This window comes from Paraburkholderia aromaticivorans, assembly GCF_012689525.1.
GTDB classification, from domain to species: Bacteria; Pseudomonadota; Gammaproteobacteria; order Burkholderiales; family Burkholderiaceae; genus Paraburkholderia; species Paraburkholderia aromaticivorans_A.
Genome location: NZ_CP051516.1, coordinates 584,382 through 603,651 on the forward strand (window position 1 = coordinate 584,382; position 19,270 = coordinate 603,651).

24 protein-coding genes, 1 tRNA gene and 1 riboswitch are annotated in these 19,270 nt (G+C 61.7%); of the genes, 10 read left to right on the forward strand and 15 right to left on the reverse strand.

Annotated elements, in window-relative coordinates; all coding sequences use genetic code 11:
* The first annotated feature begins 17 nt into the window (after positions 1-17).
* Positions 18-689, forward strand: a complete 672-nt coding sequence (locus tag HF916_RS30660) for a VTT domain-containing protein (protein WP_168792643.1) — start codon at positions 18-20, stop codon at positions 687-689.
* A 129-nt stretch (positions 690-818) separates the two neighbouring features.
* Here HF916_RS30660 and HF916_RS30665 read toward each other — a convergent pair whose 3' ends face one another.
* From HF916_RS30665 to ydfG, 11 genes are all read right to left on the reverse strand, one after another.
* Complete coding sequence (locus HF916_RS30665) at positions 819-1,631, reverse strand: mechanosensitive ion channel family protein (protein WP_168792644.1); 813 nt, start codon at positions 1,629-1,631, stop codon at positions 819-821.
* Between the two features lie 235 nt (positions 1,632-1,866).
* Positions 1,867-2,232: a hypothetical protein gene (locus HF916_RS30670; protein ID WP_168792645.1), complete on the reverse strand. Its 366-nt coding sequence runs from the start codon at positions 2,230-2,232 to the stop codon at positions 1,867-1,869.
* A gap of 448 nt (positions 2,233-2,680) precedes the next feature.
* Positions 2,681-2,756, reverse strand: a tRNA-Lys gene (locus HF916_RS30675).
* A 183-nt stretch (positions 2,757-2,939) separates the two neighbouring features.
* Positions 2,940-3,689, reverse strand: coding sequence for a tol-pal system protein YbgF (gene ybgF, locus HF916_RS30680; RefSeq protein WP_168792646.1), 750 nt, complete (start codon positions 3,687-3,689; stop codon positions 2,940-2,942).
* 19 nt (positions 3,690-3,708) lie between these two features.
* Complete coding sequence (gene pal / locus HF916_RS30685) at positions 3,709-4,218, reverse strand: peptidoglycan-associated lipoprotein Pal (RefSeq protein ID WP_035552920.1); 510 nt, start codon at positions 4,216-4,218, stop codon at positions 3,709-3,711.
* Positions 4,219-4,250: 32 nt separating this feature from the next.
* Positions 4,251-5,543 (reverse strand): Tol-Pal system beta propeller repeat protein TolB, encoded by a 1,293-nt coding sequence (tolB, locus tag HF916_RS30690; RefSeq protein WP_168792647.1) that lies wholly within the window; start codon positions 5,541-5,543, stop codon positions 4,251-4,253.
* A gap of 103 nt (positions 5,544-5,646) precedes the next feature.
* Positions 5,647-6,666, reverse strand: coding sequence for a cell envelope integrity protein TolA (gene tolA / locus HF916_RS30695; RefSeq protein ID WP_168792648.1), 1,020 nt, complete (start codon positions 6,664-6,666; stop codon positions 5,647-5,649).
* Positions 6,663-7,109 carry a protein TolR gene (gene tolR, locus HF916_RS30700; RefSeq protein ID WP_168792649.1) on the reverse strand — a complete coding sequence of 149 codons (447 nt, stop codon included), beginning with the start codon at positions 7,107-7,109 and terminating at the stop codon, positions 6,663-6,665. Before tolR ends, tolA begins: the two co-directional genes overlap by 4 nt.
* Positions 7,110-7,119: 10 nt before the next feature.
* Entirely contained in the window at positions 7,120-7,797 is a 678-nt protein-coding gene (tolQ, locus tag HF916_RS30705) for a protein TolQ (protein ID WP_074285341.1), read from the reverse strand.
* A 155-nt stretch (positions 7,798-7,952) separates the two neighbouring features.
* Positions 7,953-8,432 (reverse strand): tol-pal system-associated acyl-CoA thioesterase, encoded by a 480-nt coding sequence (gene ybgC / locus HF916_RS30710; RefSeq protein ID WP_168795700.1) that lies wholly within the window; start codon positions 8,430-8,432, stop codon positions 7,953-7,955.
* Positions 8,433-8,502: 70 nt separating this feature from the next.
* Positions 8,503-9,249, reverse strand: a complete 747-nt coding sequence (gene ydfG, locus HF916_RS30715) for a bifunctional NADP-dependent 3-hydroxy acid dehydrogenase/3-hydroxypropionate dehydrogenase YdfG (RefSeq protein WP_168792650.1) — start codon at positions 9,247-9,249, stop codon at positions 8,503-8,505.
* Between the two features lie 241 nt (positions 9,250-9,490).
* A riboswitch (ZMP/ZTP riboswitch) is annotated at positions 9,491-9,599 on the forward strand.
* Positions 9,600-9,765: 166 nt separating this feature from the next.
* On the opposite strand from ydfG, the gene glyA reads away from it, so the two are divergent.
* The 7 genes from glyA (at position 9,766) to HF916_RS30750 (ending at position 14,575) form a co-directional block, all read left to right on the forward strand.
* Positions 9,766-11,013, forward strand: a complete 1,248-nt coding sequence (glyA, locus tag HF916_RS30720; RefSeq protein WP_168792651.1) for a serine hydroxymethyltransferase — start codon at positions 9,766-9,768, stop codon at positions 11,011-11,013.
* Positions 11,014-11,019: 6 nt separating this feature from the next.
* Positions 11,020-11,502, forward strand: coding sequence for a transcriptional regulator NrdR (nrdR, locus tag HF916_RS30725; RefSeq protein ID WP_012431825.1), 483 nt, complete (start codon positions 11,020-11,022; stop codon positions 11,500-11,502).
* A 204-nt stretch (positions 11,503-11,706) separates the two neighbouring features.
* Positions 11,707-12,267, forward strand: coding sequence for a GspH/FimT family pseudopilin (locus tag HF916_RS30730; protein WP_240975757.1), 561 nt, complete (start codon positions 11,707-11,709; stop codon positions 12,265-12,267).
* The gene (locus HF916_RS30735; RefSeq protein WP_168792653.1) at positions 12,264-12,710 is read left to right on the forward strand and encodes a type IV pilus modification PilV family protein; all 447 of its coding nucleotides are present in this window, start codon (positions 12,264-12,266) and stop codon (positions 12,708-12,710) included. The genes HF916_RS30730 and HF916_RS30735 overlap by 4 nt, the downstream gene beginning before the upstream one ends.
* Positions 12,707-13,519, forward strand: coding sequence for a PilW family protein (locus tag HF916_RS30740; RefSeq protein ID WP_168792654.1), 813 nt, complete (start codon positions 12,707-12,709; stop codon positions 13,517-13,519). Before HF916_RS30735 ends, HF916_RS30740 begins: the two co-directional genes overlap by 4 nt.
* 47 nt (positions 13,520-13,566) lie before the next feature.
* A complete protein-coding gene (locus HF916_RS30745) occupies positions 13,567-14,136 on the forward strand; it encodes a pilus assembly PilX family protein (RefSeq protein WP_431311450.1) in 570 nt (189 codons plus the stop codon).
* 10 nt (positions 14,137-14,146) lie between these two features.
* On the forward strand, positions 14,147-14,575 hold the full coding sequence (locus tag HF916_RS30750; protein ID WP_168792656.1) for a type IV pilin protein: 429 nt from the start codon (positions 14,147-14,149) through the stop codon (positions 14,573-14,575).
* 39 nt (positions 14,576-14,614) lie between these two features.
* Here the strand turns inward: HF916_RS30750 and HF916_RS30755 are convergent, their stop codons facing one another.
* The 3 genes from HF916_RS30755 to HF916_RS30765 all read right to left on the reverse strand — a co-directional run bounded on the left by HF916_RS30755 (position 14,615) and on the right by HF916_RS30765 (position 16,028).
* Positions 14,615-15,094: a DUF3318 domain-containing protein gene (locus HF916_RS30755; RefSeq protein ID WP_168792657.1), complete on the reverse strand. Its 480-nt coding sequence runs from the start codon at positions 15,092-15,094 to the stop codon at positions 14,615-14,617.
* Between the two features lie 112 nt (positions 15,095-15,206).
* Complete coding sequence (locus HF916_RS30760) at positions 15,207-15,593, reverse strand: phage holin family protein (RefSeq protein ID WP_168792658.1); 387 nt, start codon at positions 15,591-15,593, stop codon at positions 15,207-15,209.
* Between the two features lie 132 nt (positions 15,594-15,725).
* Complete coding sequence (locus HF916_RS30765; protein WP_007179108.1) at positions 15,726-16,028, reverse strand: DUF883 family protein; 303 nt, start codon at positions 16,026-16,028, stop codon at positions 15,726-15,728.
* Positions 16,029-16,370: 342 nt separating this feature from the next.
* Here HF916_RS30765 and HF916_RS30770 point away from each other — a divergent pair, with 342 nt between their 5' ends.
* Positions 16,371-17,009, forward strand: coding sequence for a peroxiredoxin (locus HF916_RS30770; protein ID WP_168792659.1), 639 nt, complete (start codon positions 16,371-16,373; stop codon positions 17,007-17,009).
* A gap of 150 nt (positions 17,010-17,159) precedes the next feature.
* Here the strand turns inward: HF916_RS30770 and HF916_RS30775 are convergent, their stop codons facing one another.
* Entirely contained in the window at positions 17,160-18,350 is a 1,191-nt protein-coding gene (locus tag HF916_RS30775) for an acyl-CoA dehydrogenase (protein WP_168792660.1), read from the reverse strand.
* A gap of 104 nt (positions 18,351-18,454) precedes the next feature.
* Here HF916_RS30775 and HF916_RS30780 point away from each other — a divergent pair, with 104 nt between their 5' ends.
* Positions 18,455-19,240 (forward strand): IclR family transcriptional regulator, encoded by a 786-nt coding sequence (locus HF916_RS30780; RefSeq protein WP_168792661.1) that lies wholly within the window; start codon positions 18,455-18,457, stop codon positions 19,238-19,240.
* Positions 19,241-19,270: the final 30 nt, after the last annotated feature.

Below are 19,270 nucleotides of genomic sequence, written 5' to 3' on the forward strand. Positions count from 1 at the left end.
TTCATAAAGGATTCTCTTTGGACACGTTGCTACATTTCGTCAACCTTGTCTTGCATATCGACAAGTTCCTCGGAGACTTCATTCATGTATACGGCGCCTGGGTCTACGCAGTGCTGTTTCTGATCGTGTTCTGCGAAACCGGGCTGGTCATCCTGCCGTTTCTGCCGGGCGATTCGCTGCTGTTCATCGGCGGCGCGTTGTGCGCGAGTCACGAAATGAACCTCGGTCTTTTAATCGTGCTGCTGCTGGTAGCGGCGATCGGCGGCAATACCGTCAACTACATGATCGGGCGGGCTATCGGGCCGCGAGTGTTCAACTCGCACATTCCCATACTGGAGCGCTTTCTTGATCGTGCCGCCTTGCAGAAGACGCATAACTTCTACGAGAAGCACGGCGGCAAGACCATCGTACTGGCGCGCTTCATTCCTGTCGTGCGTACCTTCGCGCCGTTCGTGGCGGGCGCTTCGGCAATGACGGTGAGCCGCTTCCAGTTATTTAACGTTCTCAGCGCGTTTCTTTGGGTGTTGTTGCTGACATTGTTGGGATATGCATTCGGCAATGTTCCGCTGCTGCGTGACCATCTGAATGTTATCGCGCTGGTCGGGATTGGCGCGGCGGTGGTGCCGCTCGTGCTCGGCGCACTGTGGAAGATGGTGCGCAAGAACGCGTCCAACGCAGCGAACCGCTGACAGTCGAGCCTGGTCTAGCTAAATGAACAACGGCGTCGCGAATCTCGCGACGCCGTTTCGTTTGGTACTTCTGAATCTCGTCGATTTAACAATTGACCGTGCGGCGAGAGCCGCGTCGCGCGACGATGTTCAGGTCACCACACGCGGCGCCAGCGGCGTTTCCGGCGTCGGGTAGCCGGCTTCCTTGAACGTCTGGATGATCGCGCGATTGGTGTCGAAGTAGACCTGCCAATAGTGCTCATTGCTCGTGTAAGGCCGCACGCAAAGCAGGGGGCCTTCCGGCGTGAAGCTCAGCACTTCAATGTCCGGCGCGGGACTCTCGGCCACATTCGAAATCTGCGTGACGGCCGCCTTTAACCGGTTCATCGCGTCGGTCGGATCGACGCCGTTGGCGATCTTCGCCGTGAGCTCAACGCGCCGCACGGGCAGGATGCTGTAGTTCGAGATCGTGTCGGAAAAGATCTTGTTGTTGCCGACGATGGCCGTGACGTTGTCCGGCGTCACGATGGTCGTGCCGAACAGACCCAACTCCGAAACCGTGCCGGTGACGCCGCCCGCGGTGACGAAATCGCCGACCTTGAACGGGCGCAATACCTGCATGAATACGCCCGCCGCGAAGTGGGCAAGCAGGCCGCCCCAGGCGGTGCCGATGGCGAGGCCCAAGCCGGCGAGCAGCGCGGCGAACGACGTCGTCTGGACACCGAACACCTGCAGGATCGCCAGGATCAGCAGCAGGTTCAGCAGTGCGCCGAGAATTGAGCCGAGGTAATGCGCCAGCGTGGGATCGACCCGGCCGTTGCGCGCCAGCACCTTGCGCAGTAAGCCGGTGATCAGGCCGATGAGCCAACGGCCGACGATCCAAAGAACGATCGCCCCGACGACCTTGGTGCCGAGGTCGATGCCTCGGGTCATGATGAAGACGCGTACGGTTTCGAGATCCAAGATGTTCCTCGTTGGGTGAGTTGCCTTCGACTGATTGAACAGCGGTGGTGCAATACAGCGAGCCAATGCTCGGCGACGGGCGCAAACGGTAACTCGGGGTAACACTCGGTCTTCGGAAGTTATAGGCGACGGCGCGGGCATCCGCAAGGACCGTTCCAGTTGCTCATCTGGCGTATCTGGCGGGAAAAGCAGGCGGTTCGGCGGACGCGTTCGATGAGATGGCGCTTGCCGTGCCTTACATCGGCAGATTCGATTTCGAATACGGCGAAGTGTGGATGACGAGCGCTTTGCCGGTACTGACTTTCGCGCCGCGCGCGACACAACGCCACGTGAAAGCGGCGATGATCGCGAGCAGGTACGCGCCGCCGCGCTCGAAGAAGGCAGTCGATGTGCTGAACTGACCGTAGCGGCTCTGCGAGTCGGCGAACACTAAAAAGGTCAGCGCGGCATCGAGAAGGAATGCGACCGATGCCAGCGCGGCGAATATATGCGAGCCATTGAGCGAAGCGCCGGGGATCAGGCGATTGCACAGGTGACAGACGGCCAGCACGAAGGCAAGCAAAGCCAGGTTCGAGAACAGGTCGAACAGAAAGTTGGTCATATCGGTGAAATGAAAGCGCGGGGGGCTGCGGCATTGCCAAAGAGTCTGCTCACGCAGAGTCGCAGCGTGTTTCGCTGAACCGGCGGCGATCATTGCACGTCTTTATGTCTCAATAAATGTCCAGTTCGGAGTCCGTTGTTTCCTGTCTGTACCGATAGCGTTGGTGCGGGAAAACGCCGGTCTTGTCGCGGGAAATGGTGGCGAGTGTTGCGGGAAATGTCTGCGGCCTGATCGGCAATTATATGTAGCTGTGATATAAATTTCGCGAGCGTTCTTGCGTGACTTTTTGGGTGTTGATGCGCGCAAGAGGAGGGAGTGCGGGAGAGGTGGGCGTAAAAAGCCATACTTGCCGGTGACGGCAGCAGCGCCACGCGGGGTTGCATCGCGCAACCCGAGCCGCAAAAAGAAAAGGGCTCGCACGCTAACGCGTGCAAGCCCTTGAATCTTTTGGTAGGCCGTACGGGATTCGAACCTGTGACCAACGGATTAAAAGTCCGCTGCTCTACCAGCTGAGCTAACGACCCAAAAGAGAAGCGAAATTATAGCGATAGCCTCGACAGGCTGTCAACCCATCGCGGCCATCCAAGGTATTCGCACTTCAGATAGTGAAAAGCCCGGGCATTGCTACCCGGGCTTTCCAGCGAGAGGCGCGCGTGGCTATGACGTCGGACACTACGCGTTACTGCCAGCTACTCAACCAGTATGAACTACTTGATCTGCGACAGCTTGCTCTGGGCCGACTGCGCGACGTCCGAGCCGCCGTATTGCGCGACGATCTGCTCCAGCGTCTTCTTGGCCGCGGCCTTCTGACCTTGCTCGAGCTGATTGTTAGCAATGGCCAGCAGCGCTTCCGGCGCCCGCGGATGCTGCGGATATTTCTGCACCACACCCTGCCAGGTCGCCGTCGAACCCTTGTAGTCGCGCAAGGCATACAGCGCGTTGCCGAGCCAGTACTGCGCGGTCGGCTGGTAAGGGCTGTTCGGGAACTTGGAGATGAAAGTGCGGAACGACGCCGCCGCATTCTTGAAGTCGCCGTTGCGGAACTGCTGTGAAGCCGCGTTGAACGACTCCGTCTCACCCGGCTGCACCTCGCCCTGGACGCCGTCCACCGTCTGCTGCTGCGGCTCGAATTTCTTCAGGCGCGTGTCCAGATCGGTGTAGTAGTCCTTTTGCTGCTTTTGCAGCGTGGTGAGCTGATTGCCCATGTCCTCGTTCTGTCCACGCAATGTGGCGACCTGCTGATTCAACTGGTCGAGACGGTTGGACTGATCGAGGATGGTGCGCTGCGCGGCCGACAACTGACTCGACAGGCTATCGGTCTTCGAACGCAGATCGAGAATGGCCTGACGGGCCTGATCGTCGTCGAAGATGCCCGCATGCGCGGGCACAGCCGCGAAGGCCGTGCCTGCGACGCAGGCCGCTGCGGCAAACCGCAGCCAGGAGAAACGATGCGTCATTCGGCTCATCACCCGTTACTTACTGTTGGTACACGAGGTCGGCGCGGCGGTTTTGTGCCCACGACGATTCGTCATGACCCGTAGCTTGCGGCTTTTCCTTGCCGAGGCTCACGGCTTCCATTTGCGAGTCCGTCACACCCATCAGCGACAGCGAACGGCGCACCGCTTCAGCACGCTTCTGGCCGAGTGCCAGGTTGTACTCGCTGGTGCCGCGTTCGTCGGTGTTGCCCTGAATCAGGACGTGGCGTTGCGGATGGCTCTTCAGGTATTGCGCGTGTTGTTGCAGCAGCGATTGATAGTCGTCCTTGACCGAGTAGCTGTCGAAGTCGAAGTAGATGCTGCGCTTGGCGAGCGGGCTGTTCGGATCGTTCAGCGGGTCGACATTGACCTGTGCGACATCGGTCGGGTTCGGCTGCGTCGACACTGCGCCGCCCTTGTTAGCGTTTTCGTCGAGCTTGACGCCCGAGTGACATGCGGCCAGCGCACCGACCATCAATACGGCGAAAGCGAAGCGAAGTTTTGACATCATTTGAGTACTCTCCTTGTGTTATTGCAGAAACGTTATTGCATAAACGGGCCCCAGGATGGCTCGCGTACGCTGCCACCCTGAACGGACAGGACCTGCCGAGTGCGACCGTCGGTCGATACTGCGGCCAACACGCCACGGCCGTTCACCTGTGTGGCGTAAAGAATGTACTGACCGTTCGCCGCGAAGCTCGGCGATTCGTCATGTGTCGTGTCCGTCAGGCCTGTGGCGGTGTTGCCTTGCAGGTCCTGGATATACAGCTTGAACCCGCCGCCGACACGCGAAATATAAGCGAGCTGTTTGCCGTCCGGGCTTACGCGCGGGCTGGTGTTGTAGCTGCCCGTGAACGTGACGCGCTGCGCGGCGCCGGAGTTTTCGCCCTGGGCCGACATCTTGTAGATCTGCGGTTGGCCGCCACGGTCGCTGGTGAAATAGATCGACTGGCCGTCAGGCGAGAAGCACGGTTCGGTGTCGATCGAACTGCCTTGCGTGAGACGGCGCAGGCCGCTGCCGTCCGCATTGACGGCGAAAATCTGCGTGTTGCCGGTGCGCGAGAGCGCGACCGCCAGCGTGCGTCCGTCCGGCGACCACGCCGGCGCACTATTGTTGCCCTTCTGGTCCGAAACGACCACGCGACGGCCCGTAGGCAGATCGTGGATGTAGACGATCGGCTTCTTCTTTTCGAACGAAACGTAAGCAACCTTGGTGCCGTCAGGCGACCATGCCGGCGAGATGATCGGCTCGGGGCTCGACAGCGCGATGTGCGCGTCCTGGCCGTCCGAATCGGAGATCTGCAACTGATAACGGCCGCCCGTCTGGATGACGTACGACAGACGCGTGGCGAACGCGCCGCGGCCGCCCATCAGCTTCGCGTAGATGTAGTCCGCGACCTTGTGCGCGCTCATGCGCAAGCCGCTTTCGGGGCTCACCAGCACGAGGCCGCCGAGGCTTTCGCCCTTGACGGTGTCGTACAGCTTGAAGCGCACTTCGTATTGGCCGTTCGGCAGGCGGTTCACGCTGCCCGACACGAACGCGTTCGCGCCCTTGGCCTTCCAGCTGCCGAGGTCGACGGAATCCGTTTCGGAAATCGGCGTGGAGCCCGCGTCGATGTTCGTGAATTTGCCGCTGCGTTGCAGATCCTGACGCACGATCGTGCTGACCTGCTGCGGCGAGTTCGCTTCATTGGCGAAATTCGCCGTTGCGATCGGAAACTGGGTGGACCCGACGCCTGTCACGAGGACTGTTAGTTCGGCGTGTGCGGCACCGCCGACGGCAATAAGGCACGACGCCACGAGTGTCCGTAGGCCTAGCTTGGTCATCAAACTCATGCTGTATGGGTTCCCAAAAAACAAAATTTGAACGGTTATCGACAGCTGAAAGACTCGGGAATGCCAGAATCGTTCCCATGCACGCGGCTTACGGTGCCTGCAACTACCCTGCAGGTACCATTCTTATCGTAAAGCTTGCAGGTGTCTTTCCATCCGTGTCTTGTGGCAACGGGTCGGACTGCCGAACTGCGCGGAGCGCGGCGGCGTCCCATTCAGGGTTGCCGCTGCTTCGCTTGATCGCTGCGTTAAGGATGGTGCCCGACGGAGCGCAACGCACGGATATCTCGGTTGCAAGCCCTTCGGTCGGCCCTGACCAGATGACGTTCGGGTGAACGCGTCGTTGTACTTTGTCGTTAAACCCAGGCGATGCGGCCGTGCCGCCCGAACCACTGCCCGTGCCGCTCTTGCCAAGCCCGTCGCTGGTGGTCGAGCCGGTGCCGCCGGTCGCGAGGCCTTGCATCTGCGCGAGACGTGCGCGACGTTCCGCATCCACTTTCTTCGCTTGTGCCGCGGCATCGGCTTGCGCCTTGGCCTTCGCAGCTTTCTGCGCGTCGGCCTTCTTCTGCGCTTCAGCTTCGGCTTGCTTCTGCTGTACCTGCTGCTGTTCTTTCAACTGCTGTTGCTTTTGCTGCTCAGCCAATTGCTGTTGCTTCTGCTTGTCGGCCTGCTGTTGCTGCTGCTGCTTCTGTTTGGCCGCCGCAGATTTCTGCGCGGCGAGTTGCGCAGCCTGGTCAGCAGCAAGTTGCTGCTGACGCTTCGCCTCGGCTTCCTGCTGCGCCTGCAGCTTCTGCTGACGTTGCTGTTCAGCCAACTGCGCCTCGCGAGCCGCTTGCTGCTGCTGACGCTTCTTTTCCTGCAACGCGATGTCGGCCTGTTCGTCGCGCACCGGCGGAGGAGGGGCCACCGGCACGGGCGGCGGCGGAACGGGACGGGGGATCGCCGTATCGGGTATTTCGGTCCACAGCTCCGCTTCCGCGCCTTCCGGTGTGCTGTTTTGCCACTGAATGCCGTGATACAGGAAGAACCCGAGCAGCGCGTGCATCACCAGCGCGAACGCAAAGGCTCGCCCGGTGCCGCGTTCACGCGGTGGCTGGAGCGGGTATTCGGAATTCTTGCGGATCATTGCGATTTGACGAGCAATCCAACGCGCTTGACGCCGCGGGCTTTCAGCTCGGACATCACGTTCATCACGACTTCGTACTTGACGGTCTTGTCGGCGGCGATCACGACGGGCTGATCAGGATGCGATTGCGCGCGATCGGCGATGAAGCCGTTCAGATCCGCTTTCGTCATGTTCTGCTGCTGTTGCGCGCCCGAATCGTCCTTGTATTTGACGCTCATGTTGCCGTCCGCGCGAATGTTCACGATCACGGGCGGTGTTTGCTGCTGCGGCGCCGCTCCGCCGACGGTCGGCAGATTGACGATCGACGGTGCCACGAGCGGCGCGGTCACCATGAAGATCACGAGCAGCACGAGCATCACGTCGATATACGGCACGACGTTGATGTCGGCCATCGCGCGGCGCGAGCGGCTGCCGCGCATGCTGGAGGAGCGAGAGCCTGCCATCGTGGACTCCTTACTGTGCCTGGCGCTGCAGGATGTTCGAGAACTCTTCGATGAAAGTCTCGAAGCGGATTGCCAGACGGTCGATGTCGTGCGCGTAGCGGTTGTAGGCAACCACGGCCGGAATCGCAGCGAACAGGCCGATCGCGGTGGCGGTCAGCGCTTCGGCAATACCCGGCGCGACGTTGGCCAGCGTGGCCTGCTGCACGTTGGCGAGGCCGCGGAACGCATTCATGATCCCCCACACCGTGCCGAACAGACCGATATACGGGCTGACCGAGCCGACCGACGCGAGAAACGCGAGATTGGCTTCGAGCACGTCCATTTCACGCTGGAACGCGGCACGCATGGCGCGCCGTGCGCCGTCGAGAATCGCGCCCGAATCGTTCAGACGCTTTTCCTTGCCTTTCAGGAATTCGCGCATGCCGGATTCGAAAATCCGTTCCAGCGCACCGATCGTGTGACGGTTGTTCGCGGCGCTCTGGTACAGCGCCTGCAGGTCGCCGCCCGACCAGAAATCGCGTTCGAAACGTTCAGTTTGCGCGCGCGCCCTGCGGATCGCAAACCACTTGCGGAAGATGAAAGTCCACGACAACAGCGACAACAACAACAGCAGAGCCATGACAGCCTGCGCCAGCAGGCTCGCGTTGAGTACGAGTGAAATGATCGACAGATCTTGTGTAGTGTTCATAAAGGTTCGTTTTAACGTCCCGGAAGGGGGCGTCCGGCTGCAAGGCCGCTCGAAGCTTGCCGTGAGCAAAACGGAAGCATCGGCGATATTGCAAGCCGAACCATGCTTTGTGTTGCTTGATCGTTACGAGTTCACTGGCCCCGTAACAACGGGGTTCAGTCATTGTTCGTTGACACGCCTGGCTCGCTCACGCCCGGCCCGCGCCGCAAGGCGGCGAGAACCGGCGGAGGAATCGCGGCCGGCCGCAGCGCAATGCGGTCCACGCAGCCGACCCGGATGGAACCGGTAGCAAGCAGCGTGCCGTCCCGCCACGCTTCCTGCGCGAAATCAACCGACGCTCTGCCGAGCCGCTCGATCCGGCAGACCACGTTGACCACGTCGTCTAGCCGGGCCGGCGCCCGATAATCGACCGCGGTGCTGCGGACGATGAAAATCGCACCCGCTTCGTCCGCGAGCCGATTCTGGTCGACGCCGCACGCGCGCAGCCATTCGGTGCGCGCTCGTTCAAAAAACTTCAGGTAGTTCGCGTAAAACACGATGCCGCCGGCGTCGGTATCTTCGTAGTACACGCGGATCGGCCACGTGTAGCCGATTTCCGCGCCGGGCTGGCTGGTCGACATATTCATGCGGCGCATTTTACCGGAACGCACACCCCTAGGTCTGTTTCAAGATGTGTGCCCCGTCCGGCGGGCCTCAGCCGGGATTTCAGCCGCGATGGACGGATAAAGCGGAGAACGATTGAGCCACCGGCATCAGTTCGATCGTGTTGATGTTGACGTGCGCCGGGCGCGTGGCGATCCAGTAAATCGAGTCGGCAATGTCTTCAGGCGTCAGCGGCTGCACGTTTTCATACATCTTGCCGGCCTTTGCATCGTCGCCGCGAAAACGCACGTTCGAGAACTCGGTACCGCCGCACAGGCCCGGCTCGATGTTCGTCACCCGCAGCGCCGTGCCGGCGACATCGGCACGCAGATTCAGGCTGAACTGATGCACGAACGCTTTGGTGGCCCCGTACACGTTGCCGCCCGCGTAAGGCCAACTGCCAGCCGCCGAACCCAGATTGAAGATGTGGCCGCGATTGCGTTCCACCATGCCGGGCAGGAGGGCGTGCGTGACTTGAACGAGCCCTGTGCAGTTGGTCTCGATCATGGTGTTCCATTCGTCGAGACTCGCTTTTTGCGCCGGTTCGACGCCGAGCGCGAGGCCGGCATTGTTGACCAGCACATCGATTGCGGCGAAATCGGCCGGCAGCGAGGCCGGCACGGCTTCGACGGCGGCGCGGTCGCGCACGTCGAGCTCGTACGGCAGAAGCGCGTCGCCGAGTTCGTCGGCGAGCTCTTGCAGGCGGTCCTTGCGGCGAGCGGTGGCGACGACACGATGGCCGCCTTTGACGAAGGCGCGAGCGATGGCGGCGCCGAATCCCGCGGACGCTCCGGTGACGAACACGATCATTGCAGTGGTTCCCAGGCTGGTAAGAGAGAAAGGCCCCAAGCCTACTTCCATTGCGGCGCTGCGGCAAGGATGAACCAACCGTACAAGAGGCCGTGGCAGGGATGCGCCGCGAGTTTCCGTAGGATTTTCCTCAGACGTTTGTGCGCCGGATAAGACGGCTCTGCGGCCCGTCTGGCGGGCGCCCGCGGGAGCGGCCGGAAGCTGGTTGCCTATTCGATCCTCTTCCAATAAACTAACGCGCTCATCCCTGCGTGACTGGCGATAGAACCGGTTCAAGCAACCGGGTTCAAGGTGGAACAACCCACCGTGAAGCGCAGGGTGCCGTTTTGCCGTTCGCCTGGGCAGCCGTGATCCGCGCGCATTGATCTGCGCTGACGGTGGCTGTCCTGCCTCGCGTGTGCGGCGACTCTCCATCCGCCACGTCAGGGCTGGCCCAGCCGCCAGCAGCGCTGCGTACCCTCTACGCAAGATTCGGCGCACGATCCGGTCAACCTGAACACATTCAACGGAATCCGTATGTTTGACAGAGCCCAAAGCACCATCGCCAACGTCGATCCTGAACTCTGGAAAGTCATCGAGCAGGAAAACCGCCGTCAGGAAGAGCATATCGAACTGATCGCGTCGGAAAACTACACGAGCCCGGCTGTCATGGCTGCGCAAGGCTCGCAACTCACGAACAAGTACGCTGAAGGGTATCCGGGCAAGCGCTATTACGGCGGCTGCGAGTACGTCGACGTGGCCGAACAGCTGGCAATCGACCGTGTGAAGCAACTGTTCGGCGCCGAAGCCGCGAACGTGCAGCCGAACTCCGGCTCGCAGGCCAACCAGGGCGTGTTCTTCGCCATGCTCAAGCCGGGCGACACGATCATGGGCATGAGCCTCGCGCACGGTGGCCACCTCACGCACGGTTCGCCGGTCAACATGTCGGGCAAGTGGTTCAACGTGGTCAGCTACGGCCTGAACGAAGCCGAAGATATCGACTACGACGCTGCGGAAAAGCTTGCTCAGGAACACAAGCCGAAGCTGATCGTGGCGGGCGCCTCCGCGTTCTCGCTGCGTATCGATTTCGAACGCATGTCGAAAATCGCCAAGTCGGTTGGCGCGTACTTCATGGTCGACATGGCGCATTACGCTGGTCTGATCGCCGCGGGCGTCTATCCGAACCCGGTGCCACACGCCGATTTCGTCACCACCACCACGCACAAGAGCCTGCGCGGCCCGCGCGGCGGCGTGATCCTGATGAAGGCCGAGTTCGAAAAGCAGATCAACTCGGCAATCTTCCCCGGCATTCAAGGCGGTCCGCTGATGCATGTGATCGCCGGCAAGGCCGTTGCGTTCAAGGAAGCGCTGTCGCCGGAATTCAAGGAATATCAGCAACAGGTCGTCGAAAACGCGCGCGTGCTGGCTGAGACGCTGGTCAAGCGCGGTCTGCGCATCGTGTCGGGCCGCACCGAAAGCCACGTGATGCTCGTCGACCTGCGCGCGAAGAAGATCACCGGCAAGGCCGCGGAAGCCGCGCTCGGCGCCGCTCACATCACCGTCAACAAGAACGCGATTCCGAACGATCCGGAAAAGCCGTTCGTGACGAGTGGCGTGCGTCTCGGCTCGCCGGCCATGACCACGCGCGGCTTCGGCGTCAAGGAAGCCGAGCAGGTGGGCAATCTGATCGCCGACGTGCTGGACAACCCGGAAGACGCCGCCACGATCGAACGTGTGCGCGGGCAAGTCGCTGAGTTGACCCAACGCTTCCCGGTTTACCGCTAAGCCGCCATGCACTGCCCCTTCTGCCGTCACGCCGATACGCAAGTCGTCGACTCGCGCGTATCCGAAGACGGCGCGACGATTCGCCGGCGCCGCCGCTGCCCGGCCTGCGACAAACGTTTCACGACGTATGAGCGGGTCGAGCTGGCGTTGCCGTCGGTCGTCAAGAAGGACGGCAGCCGCACCGAGTTCGACCGCCGCAAGATCGTCGCGAGCATGCAACTGGCGCTGCGCAAGCGCCCGGTGGCAGCGGACGCGATCGACGCGGCGGTTGCCCGCATCGAGTATCTGTTGCTCGGCAGCGGTGAGCGCGAAGTGCGCAGCGAGCGCCTCGGCGAACTCGTGATGAACGAGTTGCGTGCGCTCGATACCATTGCCTACGTTCGTTTTGCTTCCGTCTACCGGCGCTTCGAAGACGTCTCCGAATTCGAAGACGTGATCGAAGAATTTCGCCGCGCCTCTTCTCCTCCCAAGCCTTCCCGCAAACGCTGAACGCAGTCGCATCGCGCGTTGCGTTTGAATCGCCGTTTTGTTCCGCGTTGTTTCGCGCATCCGTATCTCCCGCTGCCGTTAAGGTTCGTCGCGTGCATTTTTGCGCGGGATAGCGTCTGAGTGCCACCTGGCCGTTCGGCCGATTGTTGGGCGACTTGCAAATCGCTAGATTGGCTGCATTCTTCGAATCGATCAGGGATGCAGATGAATCGGAATGCAGTCCGTCCGCCGCGATACCGTGGCTTCACGCTTGTCGAAACGCTGGCCGTTGTCGCGCTGCTGGCCGTGGTCGCTGTGATGGCCACGCCGTCGTTCGTGGCGTGGTACGTGCGAGATCAGGTCGACGCCCGCGCGAAGGCGCTTGCCTCGACGCTCGCTTATGCGCGCAGTGAAGCGTTACGCCGAGGCGCGCGCGTCACCGTGTGCCGCATCGACGCCGCGCGGCATTGTCTTGCCGCGGGGCAGCCGTGCGGCAATGGCGTCGCTGACTGGTCGTGCGGTTGGGCCGTGCTGGCCGACCGAGGCGGCACGCTATCGCTATTGCGTGCGCAACCTCTGCTTGCGGCCGTGAGCATCGTCAGCACGCAGACGAACCTCACGTTCACGCCGCCGGCGGGGCAATTAATCGGCACCTTTCGCAGTTTTGACATCGCGCCGCGTACGCCGTCGAGGGCGACGCAAGGGGACAAGTGGCGACGCTGCATTCGCATCGCAGCGGGCGGCCGCGCGCGGATCGTCGAGGGCGCATGCGGAGCAGCGTCATGAGCCGATATTCGCAGACTCCGCACTCGCGCCGCTGCAAGTCCAAATGTGGCGGCAGCTCATTGATCGAAGTCATGCTGGCCGTCGCGTTGATGGCGGTCACGGCGCTAGGCTTGATCGCCGGTCAGTTATGGACCGCGCGCGAAGCCCGCGCGATGTCCCTGCGCGAACATGCCGCCTGGATAGCCGATTCCGTCGCGGAGGCGATGTGCGCTCCCACCTCGGGCGACTCCGCAGTCAGGCAATGGAGCGCGCGGGCAGCGACACTTTTGCCGCATGGCGAAGCCTCGGTGGATGACATCGGCGGTGTGTCGGCTGCCCGTGTGACATGGACATCACTGCGCGACTTGCCACGTTCCGACGACGTGATCGACAAGCCCGCGTCCTGCGCCGGCGCGGATCTGCCCGTGGGCTCGTCGTGCGTGGTGTTGGCGTTTGCGAAATGACGCGGCGTTCGAATCCTGCTTACGGCCATACCCTGGTCGAATTCGTGATCGCCATGGCGCTGGGGCTGCTGGTGACTGCGGGTGCCGTCTCGCTCTATACGACGCAGCGGAGCGCATTCGAACGCGCGAGTGATGCGATGCGGATTCGCGAAGCCGGTCTGACTGCGCTGACGCTGATTGGCCAGCAATTGCAAATGGCCGGCTTCGTCCCCGCGGACATTGCGCGGTACAACAGTCCGCCGCCGATGTTCGGATGCTCGGGCGGCCGCCCGACCGGCGCCGACGATAGCCTCGCCTGCGAGACCTTGCCCAGTCACTCGGACGGCATCGCGGTCCGTTATGTCGGTGACAACGTCTCCACATGGCCATCGACCAGCGGGCAAACAACCGACTGTCTCGGACAGGCCGTGTCTGGCAGCAGCGCCGCACTCGGCGACCAGGGCGTCCCGGTCGTCAACCGGTACTTCGCGAGGGTCAGCGGTTCGACCGGTGAGCCGGAACTTTACTGCGAGGGCAACGGCAAGACGGGATCCGCGCAGCCGCTGGTCGAAGGCATCGAGCGTTTGCGGATCAAGTACTGGCTAGCCGATGGGCTGGCCGCGATCGACGCGTCGGCCGTGACGGCCGATCAATGGGCGAAGATCGTCGCCGTCGATCTTTGCGTGCTTGTACGCGGCGCGCCACGGGGACAACAGCGTTCGCGCTATATCGATTGCGATGGCGTGAGCGCTCTCGCTGCGGATTCACGACCTCGCCAGGCGTTCTCGCGGCGTGTGGCGATACGCAATCACGCGGAGGATTCGCTGTGACGAAACCACGAAGGGAAAAGCAGCCGAGCCGCACGCAGGGGAAGCGCATGAGACGTCACGGTCATCTGGCAAACCCGGCAAACCCGGCAGGCCTTAGTCGAACGCGGTGCAACGCGCCACGCACCAGGCAACGAGGCATGGTCCTGCCGATCGTCCTGCTGATTTCAACAATGATGCTGGTCACTTCCGCAGTCTGGTTCGAAACATCGCTCGCGGCGGCGCGTGGCACCACTAACGTTCGCGAGTACTTGCAGGCCTTTCACGCCGCGGATTCGGCGCTGACCTTATGCGCCCGCAGTGTCATCGCGGCTGCCAGCGCGCAGTCCACAGCACCGCTGCCGGCCGCGTCCGGTGCGCCGGCGCAATGGAAACTCGCAGCTGCATTCGAAGCAGGCGCCGTCACACCCGTGGCGCAATGGCCAGGATCGCTGCGCGCGCCGCAATGTCTGATCGAGGCCTGGCGTCTCGCCACTCGTGCCGATGCCAGGGCGTATTTATTGACTTCGCGCGGTTTCGGCCGCGCCAGCGAGTCGCAGGTATGGCTGCAGATGGAACTGGTGATCGACGGCGGGAAGATCGAACGTCATTGGCGCCGCATTGCCGCCAGGCCCTTTTGACGGAGGCGACATGAAGCCGCATGCATCCGGATTCACGCTGCTCGAGTTGATGATTACGCTAGCAATTGCCGCCACGCTGGCCGTCTTTGCCGTGCCTTCGTATCGCAGCCATGTTGCGCGAACTCATCGAATCGACGCGGCATCCGCGCTCTATCGCGCGGCTCAATTCATCGAGGGAGCGACAAACGACAGCGCGTCGACATTGCCCGCGGGCCTCGATCAGGCGCCGCAATTCGGCACGGCTGTCTACCGCCTGCATGTAATGCCCGCGGACGATGCAAACGGTGGCTATGCGATCGAGGCAACGCCGAACGAATCCGGCCCGATGCGCGACGACACATGCGGCATTTTTACGCTTGATGCGACAGGATTACGCGGCAACAAAAACGCGGCAGCAGGTTCGACAGCCGCTAGCGGCGACTGCTGGAATACGAGCTAGTGAACGGAACGGAACCGAACCGACACGAATCGTCGCGCGTCAGTAACCACTATCCGTCGACTCAACCTTGCTGCCCGACGACGCCGCCGAATCGCGCTTCATCTGCTGCCAGATCCGATAGGCTTCCCACCCGGCAAGCCCAAGGCTGCCCCACTTGAGCACGGGTTTGGCGCCGGCTACGACCGTTGCGCGCAGCGGCTTGGCAAGCACGATCGAGGCGATCGAGCTAATGAGCGGATATTGTTTGAGGAGGGCGCCGATGCTGGCCGCGTTGATAAAACTCGCCTTCGAGCCCTTGCCGATGCGCATGCCGCCGAAGCCCGGCAGGATGAATTTGAGCCAACTGAAGTGCGTGACCGCCTGTCGCAACTCCATGGTCGCCTGAGCGAGTTCCATTCGCTCGACATCCGCGCGCACCAGCAGCAGTTCTTTGCGCAGTGCGCGCAAATGCGGCGCGCTCAGATCTTTGGCCTGGTGGCGCTTGTTACGGAACGCGGTATCGGAATGGATCTGGCTCATGGCGTGTCGGCGGCAGTGAAGGTGGAGCAGTGGAACGGCGCTGCAAATCGCGCGAGTTTCTAAGCAAGACGCAGGACCAAGACGCGTAGAGCACGCCGTTGCGTCTTCCGGGTCACGGTTTGCGAAACACGTCGCGGTCTTTCTCGAACTCGGCGAGAGTCGCTTCGAACACCATTGGCGCGTTACGCAAACCGCTGCGCGCTTTTAGTGCACAGACTAATCCCGCAATCGCGTAGACCGCCGTGATGCCGGCAAGCGCCTGCCAGCGGTAGGTGTCCCAAAAAGCGATGGCGATCAGCGCCGTCAACGCGATCAGAGCCATGGTGGCGAGCATCATGGCGGCAAGGCCGAGGAACAGCACGGCGAGCAAACGGTCCTTTTCTTCGGCGAGTTCGATGCCGACCAGTTCCAGCCGCGTTTGCAGAATGGCAAACACGGAACCGATTATGCGGCGCAACGGACTATGTTCTCCGCGCTGCGATTGTGTTTCGATCGTCATGGCTGTGGGCGTTGCGCGTGAAGGCCTAACCGGCGCGCGCGCGCGCCAGAAGAAGCGGACCGGCCAGGCGTGCGCCGGTCAACTCGATTCGATGGTGCGCCGGACGAGACACGCCCGGCGGCATCGCCAGTGTTACTTGCGGTTGATCAACAGCCCAAGCAGCACACCGGCGCCAGCGGCGATGCCGATGGATGCCCACGGATGCTCGTGCACGTAGTCGTCGGTGGCGCGGGCCGCCTTCTTGCCTTTTTCGACCACCACGACCTGAACGTCGGCCGCCTTTTCCTTGGCTTGCTTCAGGCGCGTCAGCGCCGTTTCACGCAGTTCCGAAGCACGCTCGCCGGTGGCGCTCGCGGCCTGTTTCAGCAGATCTTCAGCGTCCGCGAGGACGGTTTTGATATCCGACATCAATCTCTCCTTGTTGATTTCCGACATTGACAACTCCCCTTCGTCTCACGCCACGCGTGAATCGTAACCAAAGAAACGGCCGCTGGCGAGCGCAGGGCTCGGTTGGTTCACAACTCCGCACGAACCGTTCCCGGTTGAAGCATAGCCACAAACAACGCCACCGCCGCACAACGTGCACACAAAGTTTGCTTAAGATGGAGTTGATCTGTCCCGCAAAGTTTCCACTAAATCGGTGAAAATTACAAAAACGCATAAAGTAGTGACGCAATGTTGGTTCGTCATACACCGTCACTCCCGTATGCTTTATCGTTGCGGGGCGCCGCGTGTGAATGCTTGTGCGGCAATGTCCAAACCCATAGGAGATGCACAATGAGTCTACGTCTTGGCGATATCGCGCCGGATTTCGAACAGCAGTCGAGTGTCGGCCCGATCAAATTCCACGAATGGCTGGGCGATAGTTGGGGCGTCTTGTTCTCGCATCCCGCCGACTTCACGCCGGTCTGCACGACCGAACTCGGCTTGACCGCCAAGCTGGCCGACGAATTCGAGAAGCGCAATGTGAAGACCATCGCGTTGTCGGTCGACAGCGCCGAGTCGCACAAAGAGTGGATCAAAGACATTAACGAGACTCAAGCCGCCAATGTCGGCTTCCCGATTCTCGCGGACAGCGATCGCAAGGTTGCCGAACTGTACGACATGATCCACCCGAACGCGAACGAGACGCTCACGGTGCGCTCGCTGTTCGTGATCGACCCGAAGAAGAAGGTGCGCCTGATCATCACCTATCCGGCCAGCACCGGCCGCAACTTCGACGAAGTGCTGCGCGTGATCGATTCGCTGCAACTCACCGACAGCCACTCGGTCGCTACGCCGGGCAACTGGAAGCAGGGCGATGACGTGGTGATCGTCCCGTCGCTGAAGGACGAGGAAATCATCAAGCAGAAGTTCCCGAAGGGCTACAAGGCGCTGCGTCCGTATCTGCGCATGACGCCGCAGCCGAACAAGTAAGCGGCTGATGCGCCACGAAGCGGGCCGTTAGCCGCGGCGCGCTGTGTCGAACGAAAAAAAGCCAGTTCACGAGTGACCTGGCTTTTTTATCGTGCTGCGCAAACCTGCCGCAATCGGAGCAATCCGCGCGATCCGCGCTTCAGAAAACCTTCAGAAAAAAGCCTGAATACCGGTTTGCGCGCGCCCAAGAATCAGCGCGTGAATGTCGTGCGTACCTTCGTAGGTGTTCACCACTTCCAGATTCACCAGATGCCGCGCGATGCCGAACTCGTCCGAGATGCCGTTGCCGCCGAGCATGTCGCGTGCGAGCCGCGCAATGTCCAACGCCTTGCCGCATGAATTGCGCTTCATGATCGAGGTGATCTCGACGGCCGCGGTGCCTTCGTCCTTCATGCGGCCGAGGCGCAGCACGCCTTGCAGACCGAGCGTGATCTCGGTTTGCATGTCGGCGAGCTTCTTCTGGATCAACTGGTTCGCGGCGAGCGGCCGGCCGAACTGCTTGCGATCCAGCACATACTGACGCGCGGTATGCCAGCATGATTCAGCCGCACCGAGCGCGCCCCAGGCAATGCCGTAGCGCGCCGAGTTCAGGCACGTGAACGGACCGCGCAAGCCGCTGACTTCGGGGAAACGATTCTCTTCCGGCACGAACACTTCGTCGAGCACGATCTCGCCGGTGATCGACGCGCGCAGGCCTACTTTGCTATGGATGGTCGGCGCCGACAGCCCCTTCCAGCCCTTCTCGAGAATGAAGCCGCGGATCGCGTCCTTGCCGTTTTCTTCGAGCTTCGCCCACACGACGAACACGTCGGCGATCGGCGAATTAGTGATCCACATCTTCGAGCCCGACAGCGAATAACCGCCGTCGACCTTCTTGGCCCGCGTGACCATGCTGCCCGGATCGGAGCCGTGATTCGGTTCGGTCAGGCCGAAGCAGCCGATCCATTCGCCGGTGACGAGCTTCGGCAGGTATTTCTGCTTCTGCGCTTCCGAGCCGAACTCGTAGATCGGCACCATGACCAGCGACGACTGCACCGACATCATCGACCGGTAGCCGGAATCCACGCGTTCCACTTCACGTGCGATCAACCCATACGCCACGTAGTTCAGACCGGGGCCGCCATACTGCTCAGGAATGGTCGGGCCGAGCAGGCCGAGTTCGCCCATCTCGCGAAAGATCTCGATGTCGGTCTTCTCATGACGGAACGCTTCGAGCACACGCGGCTGCAGCTTGTCCTGCGCGTAGGCCGCGGCGGCGTCGCGCACCATGCGTTCGTCTTCGGTGAGCTGCTGATCCAGCAGCAACGGGTCTTCCCAGTGAAACTGCGCGGCCTCGGCCATGGCTTATCTCCTGATTCCTTGCTTGACGGAAACGTGTTTGCGCTTGACTTGTGTTCCGCTATGCGAAACAATGTTTTGCAAACCACGTCCGAGTGTATCACCCCATGACGCCAACATCTACTCCCTCTGAACCGCTCGACGAGCGCAAATTTGTCGTCGCCCTGGCACGCGGGCTGGATTTGCTGCGTGCGTTCAAGCCGGGCGAAACGATGCTCGGCAACCGCGATTTCGTCGAGCGCACGGGTTTACCGAAGGCGACCGTCAACCGTCTGGCCTACACGCTGACTGTGCTCGGCTATCTGCGGCTCGACGAAACGCTGGGGAAATACGCGCTCGACGCCGGTGTGTTGTCGCTCGGTTTCGCGCTGCTCTCGGGTACGGACACGCTCGAACTCGCGCGCCCGCACATGCGCGTGTTCGCACGCGAGGTGGGCGCGGCGGTCTCGCTCGGTTGCCGCGACGGGCTTGACATGATTTATCTGGAGACAATCCGCAGCGAAACGGCGTTGACGCTTGGGCTGGCATCCGGTTCGAAACTGTCGATGCTGACGAGTTCGATGGGCCGCGCCTATCTGGCCGTGCAACCGTTCGACGTGCGCGCTGCGTTATTGGTCGAACTAAAAAAGGCGGCGGGCAAGGAAGGCGCCGAACTGGTCGCCGACGCCGAGAAAGAAATCGCCGCCTTCGCCGCGCAGCGCTGCTGCTATTCGTTCCGCGCGTGGCATGACGATGTCAACGCGGTTGCCGTGCCGTTTCGCGAGCCGCGCGAAGGGCGCTGGCTGGTGCTGAGTTGCAGCGGGCCGGCGTCTTCGATGGGAGAGGATGTGTTTCGTGACAACGTCGCGCCACGGCTGAAGGCGCTCGCGCGGCGTTTGGGCGATACCGGTTGAAGCGGGCGGCGCGTGTGCCGACGCGTCAAT

What these genes read in the sequence shown, in the direction of transcription:
- glyA (WP_168792651.1), top strand. Translation starts at nt 9,766, where the DNA reads ATGTTTGACAGAGCCCAAAGCACCATCGCCAACGTCGATCCTGAACTC.
- HF916_RS30760 (WP_168792658.1), bottom strand. Translation starts at nt 15,593, where the DNA reads ATGACGATCGAAACACAATCGCAGCGCGGAGAACATAGTCCGTTGCGC.
- nrdR (WP_012431825.1), top strand. Translation starts at nt 11,020, where the DNA reads ATGCACTGCCCCTTCTGCCGTCACGCCGATACGCAAGTCGTCGACTCG.
- tolQ (WP_074285341.1), bottom strand. Translation starts at nt 7,797, where the DNA reads ATGAACACTACACAAGATCTGTCGATCATTTCACTCGTACTCAACGCG.
- ybgC (WP_168795700.1), bottom strand. Translation starts at nt 8,432, where the DNA reads ATGCGCCGCATGAATATGTCGACCAGCCAGCCCGGCGCGGAAATCGGC.
- HF916_RS30670 (WP_168792645.1), bottom strand. Translation starts at nt 2,232, where the DNA reads ATGACCAACTTTCTGTTCGACCTGTTCTCGAACCTGGCTTTGCTTGCC.
- HF916_RS30755 (WP_168792657.1), bottom strand. Translation starts at nt 15,094, where the DNA reads ATGAGCCAGATCCATTCCGATACCGCGTTCCGTAACAAGCGCCACCAG.
- HF916_RS30740 (WP_168792654.1), top strand. Translation starts at nt 12,707, where the DNA reads ATGACGCGGCGTTCGAATCCTGCTTACGGCCATACCCTGGTCGAATTC.
- tolA (WP_168792648.1), bottom strand. Translation starts at nt 6,666, where the DNA reads ATGATCCGCAAGAATTCCGAATACCCGCTCCAGCCACCGCGTGAACGC.
- tolB (WP_168792647.1), bottom strand. Translation starts at nt 5,543, where the DNA reads ATGAGTTTGATGACCAAGCTAGGCCTACGGACACTCGTGGCGTCGTGC.
- HF916_RS30780 (WP_168792661.1), top strand. Translation starts at nt 18,455, where the DNA reads ATGACGCCAACATCTACTCCCTCTGAACCGCTCGACGAGCGCAAATTT.
- pal (WP_035552920.1), bottom strand. Translation starts at nt 4,218, where the DNA reads ATGATGTCAAAACTTCGCTTCGCTTTCGCCGTATTGATGGTCGGTGCG.
- HF916_RS30765 (WP_007179108.1), bottom strand. Translation starts at nt 16,028, where the DNA reads ATGTCGGAAATCAACAAGGAGAGATTGATGTCGGATATCAAAACCGTC.
- HF916_RS30770 (WP_168792659.1), top strand. Translation starts at nt 16,371, where the DNA reads ATGAGTCTACGTCTTGGCGATATCGCGCCGGATTTCGAACAGCAGTCG.
- tolR (WP_168792649.1), bottom strand. Translation starts at nt 7,109, where the DNA reads ATGGCAGGCTCTCGCTCCTCCAGCATGCGCGGCAGCCGCTCGCGCCGC.
- HF916_RS30745 (WP_431311450.1), top strand. Translation starts at nt 13,567, where the DNA reads ATGAGACGTCACGGTCATCTGGCAAACCCGGCAAACCCGGCAGGCCTT.
- HF916_RS30735 (WP_168792653.1), top strand. Translation starts at nt 12,264, where the DNA reads ATGAGCCGATATTCGCAGACTCCGCACTCGCGCCGCTGCAAGTCCAAA.
- ybgF (WP_168792646.1), bottom strand. Translation starts at nt 3,689, where the DNA reads ATGACGCATCGTTTCTCCTGGCTGCGGTTTGCCGCAGCGGCCTGCGTC.
- ydfG (WP_168792650.1), bottom strand. Translation starts at nt 9,249, where the DNA reads ATGATCGTGTTCGTCACCGGAGCGTCCGCGGGATTCGGCGCCGCCATC.
- HF916_RS30730 (WP_240975757.1), top strand. Translation starts at nt 11,707, where the DNA reads ATGAATCGGAATGCAGTCCGTCCGCCGCGATACCGTGGCTTCACGCTT.
- HF916_RS30775 (WP_168792660.1), bottom strand. Translation starts at nt 18,350, where the DNA reads ATGGCCGAGGCCGCGCAGTTTCACTGGGAAGACCCGTTGCTGCTGGAT.
- HF916_RS30750 (WP_168792656.1), top strand. Translation starts at nt 14,147, where the DNA reads ATGAAGCCGCATGCATCCGGATTCACGCTGCTCGAGTTGATGATTACG.